20 protein-coding genes and 1 pseudogene are annotated in these 15536 nt (G+C 64.1%); 8 read left to right on the top strand and 13 right to left on the bottom strand.

Annotated features, from left to right (window positions below):
* The first annotated feature begins 365 nt into the window (after window positions 1–365).
* The 4 genes from X741_RS137010 to X741_RS137025 all read left to right on the top strand — a co-directional run bounded on the left by X741_RS137010 (window position 366) and on the right by X741_RS137025 (window position 3085).
* The gene (locus tag X741_RS137010) at window positions 366–776 is read left to right on the top strand and encodes an MbcA/ParS/Xre antitoxin family protein (protein WP_023780899.1); all 411 of its coding nucleotides are present in this window, start codon (window positions 366–368) and stop codon (window positions 774–776) included.
* Window positions 770–1468, top strand: coding sequence for an RES family NAD+ phosphorylase (locus tag X741_RS137015; protein WP_023780898.1), 699 nt, complete (start codon window positions 770–772; stop codon window positions 1466–1468). The genes X741_RS137010 and X741_RS137015 overlap by 7 nt, the downstream gene beginning before the upstream one ends.
* Window positions 1469–1636: 168 nt before the next feature.
* A complete protein-coding gene (locus X741_RS137020; RefSeq protein ID WP_031250769.1) occupies window positions 1637–1927 on the top strand; it encodes a metalloregulator ArsR/SmtB family transcription factor in 291 nt (96 codons plus the stop codon).
* A 42-nt stretch (window positions 1928–1969) separates the two neighbouring features.
* The gene (locus X741_RS137025; RefSeq protein ID WP_023780896.1) at window positions 1970–3085 is read left to right on the top strand and encodes an alkene reductase; all 1116 of its coding nucleotides are present in this window, start codon (window positions 1970–1972) and stop codon (window positions 3083–3085) included.
* Window positions 3086–3197: 112 nt separating this feature from the next.
* Here the strand turns inward: X741_RS137025 and X741_RS137030 are convergent, their stop codons facing one another.
* The 7 genes from X741_RS137030 to X741_RS137060 all read right to left on the bottom strand — a co-directional run bounded on the left by X741_RS137030 (window position 3198) and on the right by X741_RS137060 (window position 8856).
* Window positions 3198–3956 (bottom strand): amino acid ABC transporter ATP-binding protein, encoded by a 759-nt coding sequence (locus X741_RS137030; protein WP_013894259.1) that lies wholly within the window; start codon window positions 3954–3956, stop codon window positions 3198–3200.
* Between the two features lie 26 nt (window positions 3957–3982).
* A complete protein-coding gene (locus tag X741_RS137035; protein WP_023780895.1) occupies window positions 3983–4657 on the bottom strand; it encodes an amino acid ABC transporter permease in 675 nt (224 codons plus the stop codon).
* Complete coding sequence (locus tag X741_RS137040; protein ID WP_023780894.1) at window positions 4654–5325, bottom strand: amino acid ABC transporter permease; 672 nt, start codon at window positions 5323–5325, stop codon at window positions 4654–4656. The genes X741_RS137035 and X741_RS137040 overlap by 4 nt, the downstream gene beginning before the upstream one ends.
* Before the next feature lie 125 nt (window positions 5326–5450).
* Window positions 5451–6239: an ABC transporter substrate-binding protein gene (locus tag X741_RS137045; protein WP_023766160.1), complete on the bottom strand. Its 789-nt coding sequence runs from the start codon at window positions 6237–6239 to the stop codon at window positions 5451–5453.
* Window positions 6240–6350: 111 nt separating this feature from the next.
* Window positions 6351–7511: a saccharopine dehydrogenase family protein gene (locus X741_RS137050; RefSeq protein ID WP_023780893.1), complete on the bottom strand. Its 1161-nt coding sequence runs from the start codon at window positions 7509–7511 to the stop codon at window positions 6351–6353.
* Window positions 7508–8008 carry an Lrp/AsnC family transcriptional regulator gene (locus X741_RS137055; RefSeq protein ID WP_013894264.1) on the bottom strand — a complete coding sequence of 167 codons (501 nt, stop codon included), beginning with the start codon at window positions 8006–8008 and terminating at the stop codon, window positions 7508–7510. Before X741_RS137055 ends, X741_RS137050 begins: the two co-directional genes overlap by 4 nt.
* A gap of 110 nt (window positions 8009–8118) precedes the next feature.
* Window positions 8119–8856 carry an SDR family oxidoreductase gene (locus tag X741_RS137060; RefSeq protein ID WP_023780892.1) on the bottom strand — a complete coding sequence of 246 codons (738 nt, stop codon included), beginning with the start codon at window positions 8854–8856 and terminating at the stop codon, window positions 8119–8121.
* Between the two features lie 93 nt (window positions 8857–8949).
* Between X741_RS137060 and X741_RS137065 the strand changes: the two are divergent.
* Window positions 8950–9834 (top strand): annotated as a pseudogene (locus tag X741_RS137065) (AraC family transcriptional regulator); the annotation flags it as partial.
* 75 nt (window positions 9835–9909) lie between these two features.
* Here X741_RS137065 and X741_RS137070 read toward each other — a convergent pair.
* Window positions 9910–10782: a LysR substrate-binding domain-containing protein gene (locus X741_RS137070; protein WP_023780890.1), complete on the bottom strand. Its 873-nt coding sequence runs from the start codon at window positions 10780–10782 to the stop codon at window positions 9910–9912.
* 113 nt (window positions 10783–10895) lie between these two features.
* On the opposite strand from X741_RS137070, the gene X741_RS137075 reads away from it, so the two are divergent.
* Together X741_RS137075 and X741_RS137080 are read left to right on the top strand one after the other, a co-directional pair.
* Complete coding sequence (locus tag X741_RS137075; protein WP_023780889.1) at window positions 10896–11108, top strand: hypothetical protein; 213 nt, start codon at window positions 10896–10898, stop codon at window positions 11106–11108.
* Window positions 11109–11135: 27 nt separating this feature from the next.
* Window positions 11136–11885 carry a sulfite exporter TauE/SafE family protein gene (locus tag X741_RS137080; RefSeq protein WP_023780888.1) on the top strand — a complete coding sequence of 250 codons (750 nt, stop codon included), beginning with the start codon at window positions 11136–11138 and terminating at the stop codon, window positions 11883–11885.
* Between the two features lie 27 nt (window positions 11886–11912).
* On the opposite strand, the gene X741_RS0136300 is transcribed toward X741_RS137080, so the two are convergent.
* From X741_RS0136300 to X741_RS137090, 3 genes are all read right to left on the bottom strand, one after another.
* Window positions 11913–12407, bottom strand: coding sequence for a GNAT family N-acetyltransferase (locus X741_RS0136300; protein WP_031250766.1), 495 nt, complete (start codon window positions 12405–12407; stop codon window positions 11913–11915).
* A complete protein-coding gene (locus X741_RS137085; RefSeq protein ID WP_031250765.1) occupies window positions 12404–12694 on the bottom strand; it encodes a DUF1778 domain-containing protein in 291 nt (96 codons plus the stop codon). Before X741_RS137085 ends, X741_RS0136300 begins: the two co-directional genes overlap by 4 nt.
* A 98-nt stretch (window positions 12695–12792) precedes the next feature.
* Window positions 12793–13242 (bottom strand): universal stress protein, encoded by a 450-nt coding sequence (locus X741_RS137090; RefSeq protein WP_023780885.1) that lies wholly within the window; start codon window positions 13240–13242, stop codon window positions 12793–12795.
* Window positions 13243–13507: 265 nt separating this feature from the next.
* On the opposite strand from X741_RS137090, the gene X741_RS137095 reads away from it, so the two are divergent.
* Window positions 13508–14089: a histidine phosphatase family protein gene (locus X741_RS137095; RefSeq protein ID WP_023780884.1), complete on the top strand. Its 582-nt coding sequence runs from the start codon at window positions 13508–13510 to the stop codon at window positions 14087–14089.
* Between the two features lie 276 nt (window positions 14090–14365).
* Here X741_RS137095 and X741_RS137100 read toward each other — a convergent pair whose 3' ends face one another.
* Both X741_RS137100 and X741_RS137105 read right to left on the bottom strand, forming a co-directional pair.
* Window positions 14366–14767 (bottom strand): VOC family protein, encoded by a 402-nt coding sequence (locus X741_RS137100; protein ID WP_023780883.1) that lies wholly within the window; start codon window positions 14765–14767, stop codon window positions 14366–14368.
* A 99-nt stretch (window positions 14768–14866) separates the two neighbouring features.
* Window positions 14867–15536 (bottom strand): RNA polymerase subunit sigma-70 (locus tag X741_RS137105; RefSeq protein WP_023780882.1); only part of this gene is annotated, 670 nt, incomplete at its 5' end.

Genomic DNA, 15536 nt, shown 5'->3' with positions numbered 1-15536 from the left:
CCTCCCAGCGAAGGAGAAAACTGTCACCCATCCATCAGGTCCATTCTGTTACCTATCTATCCGGTTCGGACACCGGGCACTTCTCCCCGTATAGTGACGGGGAGAAGGGGCTGGCCGCAACGCAAGCACCCTCTTTGCAACGTTGGTGATTGGCGAAATCGGTGACGACAGCACCCCTCTCGCCGTCACTATACGGGGAGAGGATGCCGGCAGGCAGGTGAGGGGCGGCGCCAACCTCGGCGATTGGCAGTCTCCCTTACAAAGTTCGGAACCTTCGTCGATCTGAAAGCCGTTGCCCCTACGACCTCATCCTTGCCAATTGGCAAATACATGCTATATCTCTGCCAATAGCAAGGGTGAGCAAAATGCAACTTCAGTCCATTGTCGCCACGCCGGCCACGGTCGGCAGCGCCATTTCGGAGGAAGAGGCCGGAGCGCTGGCGCGCACCACGGTCAACCTGTTCAAGGCCTGGGGCCTCACAGATCTGGAGGCCTGCATCCTGCTCGGCGGCATGTCGGCGCGGACCTGGGCACGCTGGAAGGAAGGCGGCATCGGCCGGATCGACCGCGACCTGCGCACCCGCATGGCGCATCTGATGGGCATCCACAAGGGCCTGCGCTATCTCTTCACCGAACCGGCGCGCGGCTATGCCTGGATCCGCAAGCCCAATGCCATTTTCGGCGGCCAGTCGGCGCTCGACCTGATGCTGCGTGGCGAAATTTCCGATCTTGCCGCCATGCGTGAATGGCTCGATGCGGAGCGTGGTGCATGGTGAGTGGGCTCGCGGTCCGGCGCCGCGTCCACTGGCACCAGACTTTTCGGATCATCCGCTCCATCCATCCGCCGATCGACCTCTTCGAGGACATCGCCGACCCGCGCGACTGGGAGGCGCTGGCCTCGGTCGAGGAGAAGACCAACCCGCGAATCCGGCTCGAGATCGGCGAGATCGGCAAGGTGCCGGCCGCAAGGCGGGTTTCCGGTCCCGGCGCAAGTTTCGTCATGGCGCCCTTTGTGCATTGTTCGACGCTGCGGCCCGGCCGTTTTTCCGATGGCAGCTACGGCATCTATTATGCCGGCGACAGCGAGGACGTGGCGCTGGCCGAGACTATCCACCACCACCAGAATTTTATGCGCGCCACCAGTGAGGATCCGGGCTGGACGGCTGATTTCCGCGTGCTGATCGGCAGCGTCGATCGCGACCTCGACGACGTCAATGCGGTGCCCGGCGTGCTCGACCCCGACGACTACACCGCCTCGCAGGCGGAGGGGCGGGCGCTGCGGGCCCAAGGCAGCGACGGGCTGGTGTGGAACAGCGTGCGCATGACTGAGGGCCAATGCATCGGCATCTTCTGGCCCGATGTTATCCCCGTCCCGGTGCAGGGCCGGCATTACAGCTACCATTGGGACGGCAAGCGCGTGGATTTCGTGCGCCAGCACGATACGGGCAAGGTGCTGTCGGTCACATGATAGGAGCGCATCCCTCAATGGGCGACGGGAAGCACCCGGCGGCGCTACTGCGGTTTCCGGCCGTGACCTGAGAGCAACGTTCTCCGATCGCCAGCAAAAATGGAATGGATTACCTGCCATATCGCCTCTACCCGATCTATATATCGGTTGAGATCGATGCAGGTGAAGATGGACTACGACATCATATTGAAGGCGTTGGCGCATCCGTTTCGACGGGATGTCCTGGCGTGGCTGAAGGAGCCTGAGCAGCACTTCGCAGCGCAGGCACATCCGCTCGAGATGGGTGTCTGCGCCAGCCAGTTCGACCATCGCGGCCTGGCCCAGTCCAGCGTTTCGGCACATCTGGCAACGCTGGCGTCCGCCGACCTCGTTACGACGCGGCGTGTCGGCCAATGGGTGTTCTACAAGCGCAACGAAGAAACCATCGCCGCCTTCCAGGCTGCCTTGTCCGATCTCTGACGATCCTCCCCATTCCCCCAAAATGCATGAAAGGCATTTCTCATGGCTACCCTCTTTGATCCCTTGCGGGCCGGCGACCTGACGCTGGCGAACCGCATCGTCATGGCGCCGCTGACGCGCAATCGCTCACCCAATGCGGTACCCGGCGACCTGTCAGTCACCTACTACGGCCAGCGCGCCACGGCGGGGCTGATCGTGACGGAGGCAACCGCCATCAGCCATCAGGGCCAAGGCTATGCCAACGTGCCCGGCCTCTACGGGGCGGATCAGCTTGCCGGCTGGAAGCGTGTCACGGACGCGGTTCATAAAGGTGGCGGCAAGATCGTGGTCCAGCTCTGGCATGTCGGACGCATCTCGCACAATTCGTTGCAGCCTGGCGGCGGCAAGCCGGTGGCGCCATCGGCGATCAGGGCAAAATCCAAGACGTTCCTGGTCAAGCCGGATGGCAGCGGCGAGTTCGTCGACACCTCCGAGCCTCGCGCGCTCGATGCGGCCGAAATTCCCGGCATCGTCGATGATTTTCGCCGCGCCGCAAAGGCGGCGATCGAGGTCGCGGGTTTCGACGGCGTCGAGATCCACGGTGCCAATGGATATCTCGTCGACCAGTTCCTGCGCTCGGGCACCAACCATCGCACCGACGATTATGGCGGCTCCATCGAAAACCGGGCGCGCCTCCTGTTTGAGGTGGTCGACGCGGTCACGGGCGCGGTCGGCGCCGGCAGGACCGGGATCAGGCTGTCGCCGGTAACGCCCGCCAACGACGCTTCGGATGCCGATCCGCAGCCGCTGTTCAACCATCTTGTGGCGGGCCTGAGCAGCCGGGGTCTCGCCTATGTCCACATCGTCGAAGGCGCGACCGGCGGCGCACGCGACTTCAGCCAGGGTGAAAAGCCGTTCGACTACGCGGAACTCAAAACCACCTATCGCAAGGCTGGCGGACATGGCGCCTGGCTGGTGAACAATGGCTATGACAAGGAATTGGCCGAAAAGGCTGTCGGGGACGGCTATGCCGACCTTGTCGCGTTCGGCAAGCTGTTCATTGCCAATCCCGACCTCGTCAGCCGCCTGAAGCGGAATGCCGAACTGAACGCTCCGGACAAGGCGACGTTCTATGGCGGCGACGCCAGGGGCTATACGGATTACCCGACGGCGGCCTGAGTCCGGACGGTTTGCCCTTTCGCCCGCGGCGGAAGGGCAGCTGGTCGCCTGACACGACGAGCCGGACCGAATTTCGGTCCGAACGGCCATTGCATTGCAAGCCCAACGGCCCTCAGTGCCTGAGAATCTTGCTCAGAAAAGCGCGGCTGCGGTCGGTCTTGGGGTGCGAGAAGAACTCATCGGGCGTGCCGCTTTCGACGATGGCGCCGGCATCCATGAACACCACGCGCTGGGCGACCTTGCGGGCAAAGCCCATCTCGTGCGTCACCACCATCATGGTCATGCCTTCCTCGGCGACCGCCACCATGACGTCGAGCACTTCCGAAATCATCTCGGGGTCGAGTGCCGAGGTCGGCTCGTCGAACAGCATGATCTTGGGCCGCATGCCGAGGCAGCGCGCGATCGCCACGCGCTGCTGCTGGCCGCCGGAGAGCTGCGCCGGATAGGCGTTGACCTTATCGGCGAGCCCCACCTTGGCCAGCAATTCGCGCCCGGCATGCTCGGCCTCGGCGCGCGGGATCTTGCGGACATGGATGGGCGCCAGCGTGACATTCTCGAGCGCGGTCTTGTGCGGGTAGAGGTTGAACGACTGGAAGACGAAGCCGATCTCGGTGCGCAGCTGCGTCATGTTGGTGGCGCGGTCGCCAAGGCGCTGGCCGTCGACGACGAGATCGCCGTCCTTGATCGTCTCCAGTCCGTTGATGCAACGGATCAGTGTGCTCTTGCCGGAGCCGCTCGGGCCACAGACGACGACGACCTCGCGCGGCTCGACGCTCAGCGTGATATCCCGGAGCACGTTGAGCGAGCCGAACCATTTGTTGACGCCGCGAAAGTCGATCATGCCGGTTTTGTTGAGACCCGCATTGGTCATGTCTGTTGGCCCTTTGGGGTTCGATGTCACAGCTGCACCTCGCCATGGGCCGCGCCCATGCGGCGTTCGAGCCGGCGCGCCAGCATGATAAGCGGATAGCAGACGATGAAATAGCCGACGCCGACAAGGAAGAACACAAGGAGGCCGTTGGGCACGCGCTGCACCACCAGCCAGCCGACGCGGGTGAGGTCGGTCAGGCCGATGGCCGAGACGACAGAAGAATCCTTGATCAGCAGCACATATTGCCCGACCAGCGGTGGCAGCACGATGCGCATCGCCTGCGGCAATACCACCTGGCGCATGCGCTGCCAGCGCGACAGGCCGGATGCAAGGGCTGCCTCGACCTGGCCTGTCGCCACGGACCGGATGCCGGCGACGACGATCTCGCAGATGAAGCAGGCGGCCAGATTGGTGAGCGCGATGATGCCAGCGGTGAAGGCGTCGAGCTCGATGCCGAATTCCGGCAGGATGAAGAAGATCAGGAAGATCTGCACCAGGAACGGCGTGCCGCGGATCAGGTCGACCCAGGCGCCGATGACGCCGGCGATCAGCCGGTTTCCGCCGGCGCGCAAGATGCCGAGGCCGAAGCCGAGCACGGTGCCGAGCACCAGGCTGATCAGCGACAGCACGACGGTCATGCCGAGGCCGCGCAAGGCGAGGGGATACGAGCCAGCGAGGCTGAGGAACTGTTGCCAGATCATGCCCGCGCCCCTGCTGTGCCGAGCCAGCGGCTGGACAGAACGGCCAGTCCTTTCAAGCAGTAGTAGAGCAGCAGGTAGAAGGCGGCGATGGTGAGGAAACCCTCGGCCGGCATGAATCGGTCGGAAGCGAGCAGCTGGCCGGCGCGCGTCAGCTCGGCGACCGAGATCAGCGACAGCAGAGCGGAATCCTTGACCAGCACGATCGCCTGCCCGAGCAGCGGCGGGATCGTCACCTTGAACGCTTGCGGCAGCACGACCAGGCGCATGCGCTGGACGTAGGTCATGCCCGAGGCGACGCTGGCTTCGACCTGGCCGCGCGGGATCGACAGGATGCCGGCGCGAATGATTTCAGCGACATAGGCGCCGCTGTTCAGTGACAGCGCGAGGATGCCGACGACCAGCTCGGGCAGCACGAAGCCGAGCCGGGGCAGGCCGAAATAGAGGAAATAGAGCTGTGCCAGCAACGGCGTGGCGCGCACGGCGTCGATATAGGCCTTGGCCGGAACCCGAAACAGCCAGCCGCGCTGCAGGCCCATGGCGCACAGCACGATGCCGACGATCAGCGCGCCGACGAAAGACAGCGCCGACAGCCAGACGGTCGTGACCAGGCCCTGCCCGAACAGGGGCAGATATTCGACGATGGTGCGGAAACTGAAATTTTCGAGCATGGGCGTGAACAGTGAGTAGGGAGTAGTGAGTAGGCAGTAGCGAGTAGTGAAGCGTATCCGGAATGGTCGATTCTCCATTCACCGGTCACTATTCCCTACTCACCACTCCCCTACTCACTAATTTCTCAGTGATCCTTCTTCCAGGCGTCGGAATTGACCCAGTAGTCGAGGTTCTTCTGCAAGCGGCCGTCGATGGTGACCTGGTTGAGGAACAGGTTCATCCAGATCAAAAGGTCCGGCTCGTCGTAGCGAGTGGCGAAGGCAAGCGGCTCTTTCGACAACGGATCGGGCATGATGGTGAAGGTGCCGGCCGGGTAGGCGGTCGACTGGCCCTTGACCGCCGAGACGTCGTTGACGCCGCAGTCGGCCTGGCCGTTGTTGACGGCGTCGAGCAGCAGCGGACCGCCGCCCTTGTAGCTCTTGATGTCGGCATCGGGGAAGGCGGCCTTGGCTTCCTTCTCGCCGGTCGCGCCGAGCAGCACGGCGATCTTGGTGCCCTTGGCCTTGCAGTCCTCGGTGGTCTTGAATTTGCTGTCGGCCTTGGTGAAGACGGTGCTGCCTGTGTACATATAAGGCGTGGTGAAGGCGACCTTCATGCCGCGCGCCAGCGTCGGCGTCATGTCGGCGACCAGGAGATCGGCCTTGCCCGACAAGAGCGCGGGGATCAGGCCATCCCAGTCGAAGTCGAGGAAGGTGATTTTCACACCCATTTCCTTGGCCATCAGTTCGGCAAGTTCGACCGAACTGCCGGTGCGCTCGCCATTGGCGCCGACCAGCGAGAAGGGCGGTCCCTGGGTCTGCACGGCAACGCGCAGTTCGCCGCGCTTGGTAATGTCGTCGAGCGCGCCGGCACTGGCGGCCGTGGTGAGGCCGGCGAGTGCGAGTCCGGCGATGAAAAGTCTGGCAATCTTCATTTGGCATTCCTCCTTGTTTTATTGTTCCACGTTGTTGTTTCACCCTTCGGGGTGCTTTTTTGAGCGGCAGCGCCGTTGCCGGCGGCGGCCACCGGTCGCAAATCTCTCTCCTCAGTCCCGGGCCACCGTCTCGGAAACCGTGATGCCACGCCGGGCCAGTTCGTCGAAGAAGCTGATCTCCGGCACGTCGAGCAGCGGGTTGAGCAGGCCGGGCTTGGCAATCTCGCCGCGCGCCAGCATCTGCGCCACGATGCTGGCGGGATAGCCGACGCCCAGGCTCATGCCGAACAGGCCCGAAGCCAGGTCGCGCTCGATGATCAGGTCCGAAGTGACCGTCTTGGCGCGGCCGCCCTCAAGGCCGGAAAAGACATTGCGCATCACGCACAAATCCTTTTCGCCGGGGCCATATTGCAATTGCGGGCCGAGCAGCCGGCCGAGGAATTCGCGCGGACTGGCGCCCGTGCCGGGCACCTTTTCTTCCGAGAGGAAGCCGAGTTCCTTCAGCGGTGCCCAGAAGGCCGACCATCCCGGCCAGCGCAGTGTGTAGCGTCCGGAGCGGCGCAGCCCTTTTGCCGCGGGAAGCATCTCGACGTAATGCAGCGCATCGCCGTTGGGGAAGGCTTCCAGCATGCCGAGGCCCGCGACCTCGATCTCATGGATGAAAGGATTGTGGTGCTGCTGGCCGGCCGGGACCGCGACGCGTTGCCCGTCCTCGACCATCACGCTGTCGCGGTTCTGGCTGACCAGAACCATGTCGAAGTTCCAGCTCACCTTGTAGCAAAGCGGCTTGGCCATCGCCTTCGGCTCGGGGATGCCTCCACAATAGGAATCGATCGCGGTGATCGCGTCGAACTGGCGCGCGGCGCGCGCGTAGAGCACGAGATCGATGCCGGGGTCGAGTCCGCATTCGGTCATGATTGCCACACCGGCCTGTTCGGCGGCCTGCGCCAGGTCGGCGATCGCCTTGCCGTAATTGGTGGTGACCAGCGGCGTACGGGTTGCGATCGCGGCTTGCACCGCCTCGCGCATCAGCGGTTGCGGCAACAGATCGATGACGGCGTCGACATCGGCCAGTACAGCGGTCAGGGCCGGGCCGATCGCGCCCTCGGGTACGACGAAGCGCACGCGGGAAAGATCGGTCAGTCCGTCAAGCCGGGCCGGGCCGTCCGGTGCTGTATCGACGCAAACCACTTCCTCGACACCACTGGCGACGAGATCGGCAATGGCCGCCCGGCCTTGTAGCCCGAGGCCTCCGAGAACCGCGATCTTCATGCCGGCTCCTTGCGATCGTCCGACCAGCAGCCTTCCGGCAGGCTGACCCATTTGTTGCAGGACGCCATGACGACGAAGGTCTCGCTGCGCACGACTTCGCCCGGCTCGCCGGCACCCGGGATCAGCTCGCTGGTGACGCGGTAGAGATCGGCGACGTCACCGGCCACCGTCACGTCGACGATGATATCGAAGCGCCCGGTGACCACCGAGGCCGAATTGACGAAGGGCAGTTCCGAAATGCGCTGCGCCAGTTCGCGGGCACGGCCGCGGCCCTGGGCATTGATGCCGACAATGGCTGAGATCAACTCGGGGCGCTCGGTGAGGTTCAAGAGCCCGACGACCTTCAGCAGGTTGCGGTCGAGCAGGTTGCGCAGCCGCGAGCGCACCGTCGGCACCGAAATCGCCAACATTTCGGCGAGGCGGTTGATGCCCGGCTGCGCATCCTGCGACAGCTGCTTGACCAGCCGCCGATCGGTCAGATCGAGATGTTCCCGCAAAAGGTCACTCTTTCATAAATGAGAAAAATTGGACGTTTTTTCTTTCTTATGTGAAAAGACCTTATGGCGTATTTTTAATTACAGCAAGAGAGAGTTGCTGAAAAGCACGATCAAGCTTGTGCGGTGGGCCGAATGACGATCTCGCCCACATCGACCTCGGCCGGTTGCTCGATCGCGAAGGCGATGGCGCGGCTGATCGCATCGGGGCTGATGGCGATTTCGCCCATGCGTTTTTCGATCTCCGCCTTGACCTTGGGATTGGTCATCGAGTCAGCGAAGTTTGTCTGGACGATGCCCGGCGATATGTTCGTCACGCGCAGCTTGGGGCCGGCTTCAAGCCGCAGGCCTTCGGCGATCGCCCGAACCGCATTCTTTGTTCCGGCGTAAACCGCCATTGTCGGTTTGATCGTCAGCCCCGCTGTGGAAAGAAGGTTGACGAAGTGGCCAAAGCCCTGGCGGCGGAACACCGGCAGGGCAGCAGCGATGCCGTAGAGCGGACCCTTGATATTGATGTCGATCATCTCCTCCCAATCCTCTACGCGCAGTTCATCGAGTAGCGAGATCGGACCGATGCCTGCATTGTTGATCAGAACATCAATCTTCCCGAACCTGTCGCAGGCAAGGGCAACGAGCTTCGTGATGTCCTCACGGTTCTTTACATCCATCGCCAGGAATGCCGCCTTGCCGCCCGCGCTCTCGATACGATCGACGAGCGCCTCAAGACGATCGGAACGCCTGGCCCCAAGCACCATCCTGGCCCCCCGCTCGGCCAGCAGGAGTGCGGTTGCCTCGCCTATGCCGCTGCTTGCACCCGTGATTGCGATGACTTTTCCCTTTATTTCAGACATGATCGACTCCTTTCACGATCCAATATTGTGAAAGGCTTCTGGATTATCTATGCTTGAAACTCCATTGTTTCGTCGTGATCGTCCAATCCTGCCATGATCGATCCTCTATCCGACGTGCTCTCGCTTCTCGACATTGCGAGCGCGCGTTGCACGCGCTTCGAAGTGGGCGGGCGATGGTCGTTTCGTTTTCCGGCGAAACCCGCGCTGAAGTTCGCGGCTGTTCTTCGTGGTCGATGCTGGATCGCATTGCCGGAGGAGCAACCTTTTCCGCTCGGCCCCGGCGACACTTTTCTGCTGGCCAACGCTCCTGCCTATGTGATCGCAAACGATCTTTCCATGCAGCCCGAAGACGGGATCTCGTTCTTCGACTGGGAGCATTCGAATGTCGCCCGGCACTGCGGCGATGAAACGGCGCTGGTCGCGGGAAGCTTCGTGTTCGAAGGCGGCAATGCACAACTCCTGCTCGATGCCCTTCCCCGATTCATGCACATTCCGGGAAGCGATCGGGCAGCGACGATCCTGCGCGGCTCGCTGGCAGTGCTCGACGAAGAACTCGATGCGGCGTCGATGGGCTCAACGCTGATGACACGCCGCATGGGCGACATCCTGCTCGTGCAGACGTTGCGGGCTTACGTCGCCAAGGAAGGCACAAGCAGCATGGGCTGGGTCGGCGCGTTGACCGACCGACGCATCGGCGCTGCCCTTGGCCTGATCCACAATGATCCCGGCCACGGCTGGACAGTCAATGAACTTGCCACGTCTATCGGCATGTCGCGCTCCGGCTTTGCACGTCGCTTCAAGGAACTCGTCGGCATGGCACCGCTCGACTATTTGACTCGTTGGCGGATGCATCGCGCACGGGACGCCATGCGTCGATCCGGGGCTTCGGTCGGCAGTCTGGCGCAATCGCTCGGCTACGCCTCCGAAAGTGCTTTCGGCAATGCATTCAAGCGCGTGTTCGGGCGTTCCCCGAGGCGGCTCCGGCAGGCCGAACGTGGAGTAAACGTCGAGCTGTACTTGGGCCGCCCGCTGCTCGTCCTCGGGTTGTCAGGCTCAGACCAGGGCCGCAGCGAGCAGCTTGGCCTGCGGCGTCAGCTCGTCGAAGCGGCGGGCGCAGAGGTTGAGCTGGCGTGTTGCCCAGTCGTCGGTCAGCCGTAGGCTGCGCAGCGTGCGGGCGGAGCGGCGCGCGGCACTTTCCGGAACGACGGCAATGCCGGCGCCCTGGGCGACCAGCCGGCAGACACTGTCGAGGCCGGGCACGCGGATGCGGAAGTGCAGATGGCCGCCAAGGCGGGCGGCCTGACGGGTGATGTGCTCCTGCAACGGATGGCCGGCGCTCAGGCCGACAAAGGCTTCGCCGAGCAGGTCGCCGAGGCTGGCGGTGTGGCCTTCGAGGCCGGGCCAATCTCGCGCGGCGATCACCACGAGCCTGTCGATGAAGAACGGCTTCTGCTCCAGATGCGAAAGACCCGCCCAGGTCGCGGCGATGCCGAGATCGGCGGCACCACTTGCCACCGCCTCTGCGATCTCGTGGCTGGGGCGCTCGTCGAGGTCGATGTCGATGCCGGGATGCGCGACGAGGAAGGCCGGCAGCATGTCGCGCAGCAGTTCGCTGGTGGCGGCCGTGTTGGCCATCAGCCGCACGCGGGCACGCAAGCCCGTGGCATAGGCGCCGAGGTCGCCGGCCATCGCCTCGATCTGGTTCTGCACCGCGCGCGCATGGTGCAGCAGCGCCTGTCCGGCGGCCGTCGGCACCACGCCGCGCCGGCGCCGCTCCAAAAGCGGCGCACCGAGGCTTTCCTCCATACCCTTGATGCGGGCGCTGGCGGAGGCGAGCGCCAGCCCCGCAAGTCCGGCGCCGTGGGTGATGCTGCCGCGCTCGGCGACCAGCAGGAACAGCCGGAGATCGGTAAGATCGAAGCGCATCTTTCTTCTCCTGCAGGGGTTTCAGCCTTCGGTGCAGGCGAAGGCTGACTGCGCAACTTCCACATTGTGGGCGGCCGGCATGTCAGTCAAATCTTTTGCGATGGAGATACGTGATGAGCGAAAAGACGACAGGCCGGCAAGGGTCCGGCATACTTGAAAGCGCGGCGATCGTGCTTGCGATCGCGGTTGCCTCGCTTGCCATGGCGCGAGCGGAGCCCGGCCTGCGCGGTTGCGCGGCGATGGCTAGCCTCGTTCGCCATGAAGCAACGCCTGCAGGACCCGCACCCGATGATGATGATGCGGCGGACATGCTGTTGCATGACTGATCGAACAGGCGCTCCGAAAGAACGACCGTGCTGAGCGCCGGCGTCATCGCCTGGATCGGCGCGGTCTTCCTTGCCGCGGGTTTCGTCAAGGGTGTCGTCGGCATGGGGCTGCCGACCGTGGCGATGGGGCTGCTGGCGGTAACGATGCCGCCGGCGCAGGCGGCCGCCCTGCTGCTGATCCCGTCGCTGGTCACCAATCTTTGGCAATTGTTCATCGGCCCGTCCTTCGGCGGGCTGTGCAAGCGGTTGTGGACGATGATGGCCGGCGTCGTGCTTGGCACCGTCACCGGGGCCGGCCTGCTCACCGGCACGCACACAGGCATTGCTTCGGTCGGGCTCGGCGCGGCGCTGGTGCTTTACGCCATTCTCGGCCTGCTCAAGCTTGGCTTCACCACGCCGGCGCGCCACGAGGCATTGATGTCTCCGCTGGTCGGTGTGGCGACCGGACTGGTCACCGGCGCCACCGGCGTCTTCGTCATCCCGGCCGTGCCCTATCTGCAATCGCTGCGGCTGGGCCGGGAAGACCTCATCCAGGCGCTCGGCCTGTCCTTCACCGTGTCGACCGCGGCTCTTGCCCTTGGGTTGTTCAAGGCAGGTGCGCTCGCATCGCCGACAACGCAACTGGCGGGATCGGTCCTGGCGCTGCTGCCGGCACTGGCCGGCATGTTCGCCGGCCAGGCGCTGCGCCAGGCGATGAGCGCCGAGACGTTTCGTAAAGTGTTCTTCGCCGGGCTGCTGATGCTGGGAGTGTATCTCGTCGTGGAGACCGCGCTCTAGCCTGGCCTTCCCAAGACAGGAAGGCCGTCAACCGAGACTCGCGCCAAGGTCGGCGAGCGTGGCCATGAGCGTCAGCGGCTCGACTGGTGAAGGCTCGAATCCGACAGCCATATAGAAGGCTCGGGCATCGTCGGATATCGCATGCACCAGTATTCCCCTGATTCCCAGTATTTCAGCGGCCTGAAGTATCCGCAGACCGGCATCCCTTACCAGCGCACGGCCGATGCCCTGGCCGTGACGGCTCTGGTCGACCGCCAACCTACCGAGCACCACAACCGGGATCGGGTCGGGCATGTTGCGCCGGAAGCGGCCGGGAGCTTCGACCATCCGCACTCCGCCGCTGGCAATGGCGTAGTAGCCAACGACACGGTTGCCCACACACGTCACATAGGTGCGGGACGCACCGCCAGACTGGTTGGTGCGAGCCCGTTTTTTCAACCAGTCGTCGAGCGAGGGTATGCCCGATAAGAAGTCGCCGAGTTCGTGATGATCGGCGAGCGGTACCGGAGCCGAGAGGTTCACGCGGCGTCCCAGGGCGCCTTTGTTATCATGGTGCGCCGCAACCGGTCGTTCGGTTGCGGCGGCGCGTCGAGACGCGCCAGAAAGGCAGCATAGACATCCGGCTCGACCGTAAACACAAGGCGATTGAGCAGAGCGTCCTCAGCGGCGCGCTGCGACGCCTCAAGCATGAAGTCCGTGCGATTCTTGCCGAGCAGTTGCGCTGCCCGGTCAATCAGATTGCGGACTTCCGGCTTGACGCGGATGTTGAGTGGAACGCTCTTCGGCAATGAATGTTGTGAGGCTGACATCGACAGCTCCTTCCTGCACGAATCTAGCACAGCGTAACGATATTGTCATTACACTATGCTGCTGCGATGGCCGATGGAGCCCGTGATCCTTGGCAGTCCTACCGCACTACCAGGACCGGGATTTCGGTGTAGGACAGCACTTCCGCCGTCTGGCTGCCGAGAAGCAGCCGGCCAAGTCCGCGACGGCCATGCGAGGCCATCACGATCAGGTCGCAGCCCAGCGCCTGCGACAGTTCCAGGATCGCTTCGGCGGGCCTTTTATCCTCGACATGGACGACCTCGGCGGAGACGCCGGCCGCATCGGCCGATGCCTTGCATTTGTCGAGAACCTGCTTGCCATATTTGCGCGATTCCTCTTGGTAGACAGCCATTTCATCCCCCGCTGCATAGCCGGCCATGGCGCCGCCCCAGGCCAGCATAGGGAATTGTTCCGAGACGGTGACGAAGGTGACGCTGGCGCCGATGCCCTTGGCGAGCGTGAGGCCATGGGCGACACCCTTGTCGGCCAGTTCCGATCCGTCGGTGGCGATGAGCAGATGTTTGTACATGATGATCTGACCTGTTGTGCAAGGGCCATTGCCCTTGGGATGGCGGGAGCTTTGGAAGCTCAACTTGATATAGTTGCGCCACCGCGCAACTCACAGGGCCAGTGTCACGTGGATCAAGGACAGCTGAGATTGGACCAATCATCGATCCCGGCGCCGTCTCCCGTTGCCCTTCCAGGCATTTCCCCGCACCCACGCTTTCGGCGTCCCCCGGATTCCCCTTTGCCACAGCGTCCTCTAAGGTGCCGTCGACATTGAGGGGCATTCCGTGAGCAGTGCGTTTCCGCAGATCCATCTGGTCCGGCATGGCGAGACGGCGTGGAGCCTTTCGGGGCAGCACACCGGCCGCACCGACATGCCGCTGACGCCAGCCGGCGAGGCCGCCGCGCGGGGCGTGGCGCAGCGGCTGAAAGGCCTGTCGTTCTCGGCGGTGTGGTCGAGCCCGTCGCAGCGTGCCTACAACACCAGCGTGCTTGCCGGCTTTGGCGCAGAAAGTGTCAGAAACGACGATCTGCAGGAGTGGGACTATGGCGCCTATGAGGGGCGCACCACCAGGGAGATCCTGGCCGAGCGGCCAGGCTGGACCGTCTTTCGCGACGGTTGCCCGCAAGGCGAAATGGCGGCCGATGTCGGCGCCCGCGCCGACAGGATCATCAGGCAGCTTCGCGAAGCTGGCGGCCCGATCCTGATCTTTTCCAGCGCGCATTTCCTGCGCGTGCTCGCCGCCCGCTGGCTCGGCCTGCCGCCGGAGGGTGGCGCGCTGCTCGTGCTCGACACGGCCAGCATCAGCGTGCTCGGCTACGAGCACGATCTCAGCGAGCCGGTTATTCGGAAGTGGAATCAGAGGTAGAGCGGAGAACGGTCCCGGCTCGGCGCCGACGCGCCGTCGCTTCGTCATCCACGGGCGGAGCAAGGAGCGTAGCGACGCGGCGCAGACCCGAGGATCCATGCCGCGACTTCAAAGCGTTGCTGCGATGAAGAACTCTGCTCCGTTGCACTCCAAGGCTAAGGTCGCGGCATGGATCCTCGGGTCTCCGCGACGCCGCTTTCGCGGCTGCTCCGCCCGTGGATGACGAACGCGCGGAGGCTCCGGCGATTCCCAAACTCTAGCCTATCCCTAACGCTTCTACCTATCGAACTTGCGGATCGCCTCGGCGGTCACCGGCGTGAAGAAGTTCACCAGATTACCGTCGGGATCGCGAAACAGCAGCGAGCGATTGCCCCAGGGCATGGTGGTCGGCTCCTGCACCATCGAGCGCTTGATGGTGTCCGACAGCCTGGCGAATTCGGCATCGACGTCGCCAACCCGAAATTCGATGATGGCGGTGTGGTTGTCGGCGGGACGGGCGATGTCGCCGCCGAACAGCATCAAGGTGCGCGTGCTGCCGATCGCCAGCGTGCAGGCCGGCGTCGCCAATTCGGCGAAGTCTTCCGTGTACACCGTCACCGGCATGCCGGTGATCTCACGATAGAAGCGCACGAGGCGCTGGACATCGGACGTGATGATGCGGACAGAGACGAAATTCATGGCTTGGCTCCTTGATCGCTGAAGCCGCGACGGGGCTCCCAAGCGATCTGTAGACCAAGCCTCCTGCCAGCTTTCTGTCAGGAGAGGAGTGCGCGATGGCTATGCGTTCGATCCAGGCCAGACCGGCGGCAGGCCGAAGGCGGCGAACAGGTCGGGGCCAAGCGGGCCGACATAGACCGTCAGCGAAGCGATCCCGCCGTCGGCCGGCTCGATGACATGCAGCGATTGCGCGCGCCATTCCGGCTCCTGATGGCGCCGCGCGTAGATCGCAACCGCGGGCTGGCCGTTGGCCCGTGTCGCCACCGGGAGGTAGCCGGCGAAATTGCCCCACACCGTGTCGAAGAAACCACGGATCGCGGGACGTCCCTGGTACCAGTCGCGCCATGGCGGCATGTGGTAGGTGGCGCCGTCGCACAGCAGTTCGATGAAGCCGTCGAGATTGGCGGCCTGCCAGGCCCTGATATAGCGTTCGAGCAGCACGCTTTCGTCGCGGCTGGGCTGCGATCGCTGCACGGGGCGTCCGGTCGGATAGCGCTTCGCCAGCGTCGCGCGCGCCCGCTGCAGGGCGCTGTTGACCGACGCGGTCGAGCCGCCCAGCAGTTGGGCTGTCTCCTGCGCCGACCAGCCGAGCACGTCGCACAACAGAAGTGCCGCGCGCTGCCGGGGCGGCAGCAGCTGGATGGCGGCGACGAAGGCGAGCCGCACGGCTTCGCGGGTCTCGTAGCGCGCGTCCGGGCCGGGTTCGCCGTCGGCAAGGTCCGGCAGCTCG

Origin of the sequence: Mesorhizobium sp. LNHC221B00 (assembly GCF_000502935.1) — a bacterium.
Classification (GTDB): Bacteria; Pseudomonadota; Alphaproteobacteria; order Rhizobiales; family Rhizobiaceae; genus Mesorhizobium; species Mesorhizobium opportunistum.
This window is presented reverse-complemented; position numbering and strand designations above follow the sequence as displayed.

What these genes read in the sequence shown, in the direction of transcription:
- X741_RS137040 (WP_023780894.1), bottom strand. Translation starts at nt 5,325, where the DNA reads ATGCTCGAAAATTTCAGTTTCCGCACCATCGTCGAATATCTGCCCCTG.
- X741_RS137015 (WP_023780898.1), top strand. Translation starts at nt 770, where the DNA reads ATGGTGAGTGGGCTCGCGGTCCGGCGCCGCGTCCACTGGCACCAGACT.
- X741_RS137045 (WP_023766160.1), bottom strand. Translation starts at nt 6,239, where the DNA reads ATGAAGATTGCCAGACTTTTCATCGCCGGACTCGCACTCGCCGGCCTC.
- X741_RS137060 (WP_023780892.1), bottom strand. Translation starts at nt 8,856, where the DNA reads ATGTCTGAAATAAAGGGAAAAGTCATCGCAATCACGGGTGCAAGCAGC.
- X741_RS137030 (WP_013894259.1), bottom strand. Translation starts at nt 3,956, where the DNA reads ATGACCAATGCGGGTCTCAACAAAACCGGCATGATCGACTTTCGCGGC.
- X741_RS137050 (WP_023780893.1), bottom strand. Translation starts at nt 7,511, where the DNA reads ATGAAGATCGCGGTTCTCGGAGGCCTCGGGCTACAAGGCCGGGCGGCC.
- X741_RS137075 (WP_023780889.1), top strand. Translation starts at nt 10,896, where the DNA reads ATGAGCGAAAAGACGACAGGCCGGCAAGGGTCCGGCATACTTGAAAGC.
- X741_RS137035 (WP_023780895.1), bottom strand. Translation starts at nt 4,657, where the DNA reads ATGATCTGGCAACAGTTCCTCAGCCTCGCTGGCTCGTATCCCCTCGCC.
- X741_RS137070 (WP_023780890.1), bottom strand. Translation starts at nt 10,782, where the DNA reads ATGCGCTTCGATCTTACCGATCTCCGGCTGTTCCTGCTGGTCGCCGAG.
- X741_RS137100 (WP_023780883.1), bottom strand. Translation starts at nt 14,767, where the DNA reads ATGAATTTCGTCTCTGTCCGCATCATCACGTCCGATGTCCAGCGCCTC.
- X741_RS137090 (WP_023780885.1), bottom strand. Translation starts at nt 13,242, where the DNA reads ATGTACAAACATCTGCTCATCGCCACCGACGGATCGGAACTGGCCGAC.
- X741_RS137010 (WP_023780899.1), top strand. Translation starts at nt 366, where the DNA reads ATGCAACTTCAGTCCATTGTCGCCACGCCGGCCACGGTCGGCAGCGCC.
- X741_RS137085 (WP_031250765.1), bottom strand. Translation starts at nt 12,694, where the DNA reads ATGTCAGCCTCACAACATTCATTGCCGAAGAGCGTTCCACTCAACATC.
- X741_RS137020 (WP_031250769.1), top strand. Translation starts at nt 1,637, where the DNA reads ATGGACTACGACATCATATTGAAGGCGTTGGCGCATCCGTTTCGACGG.
- X741_RS137025 (WP_023780896.1), top strand. Translation starts at nt 1,970, where the DNA reads ATGGCTACCCTCTTTGATCCCTTGCGGGCCGGCGACCTGACGCTGGCG.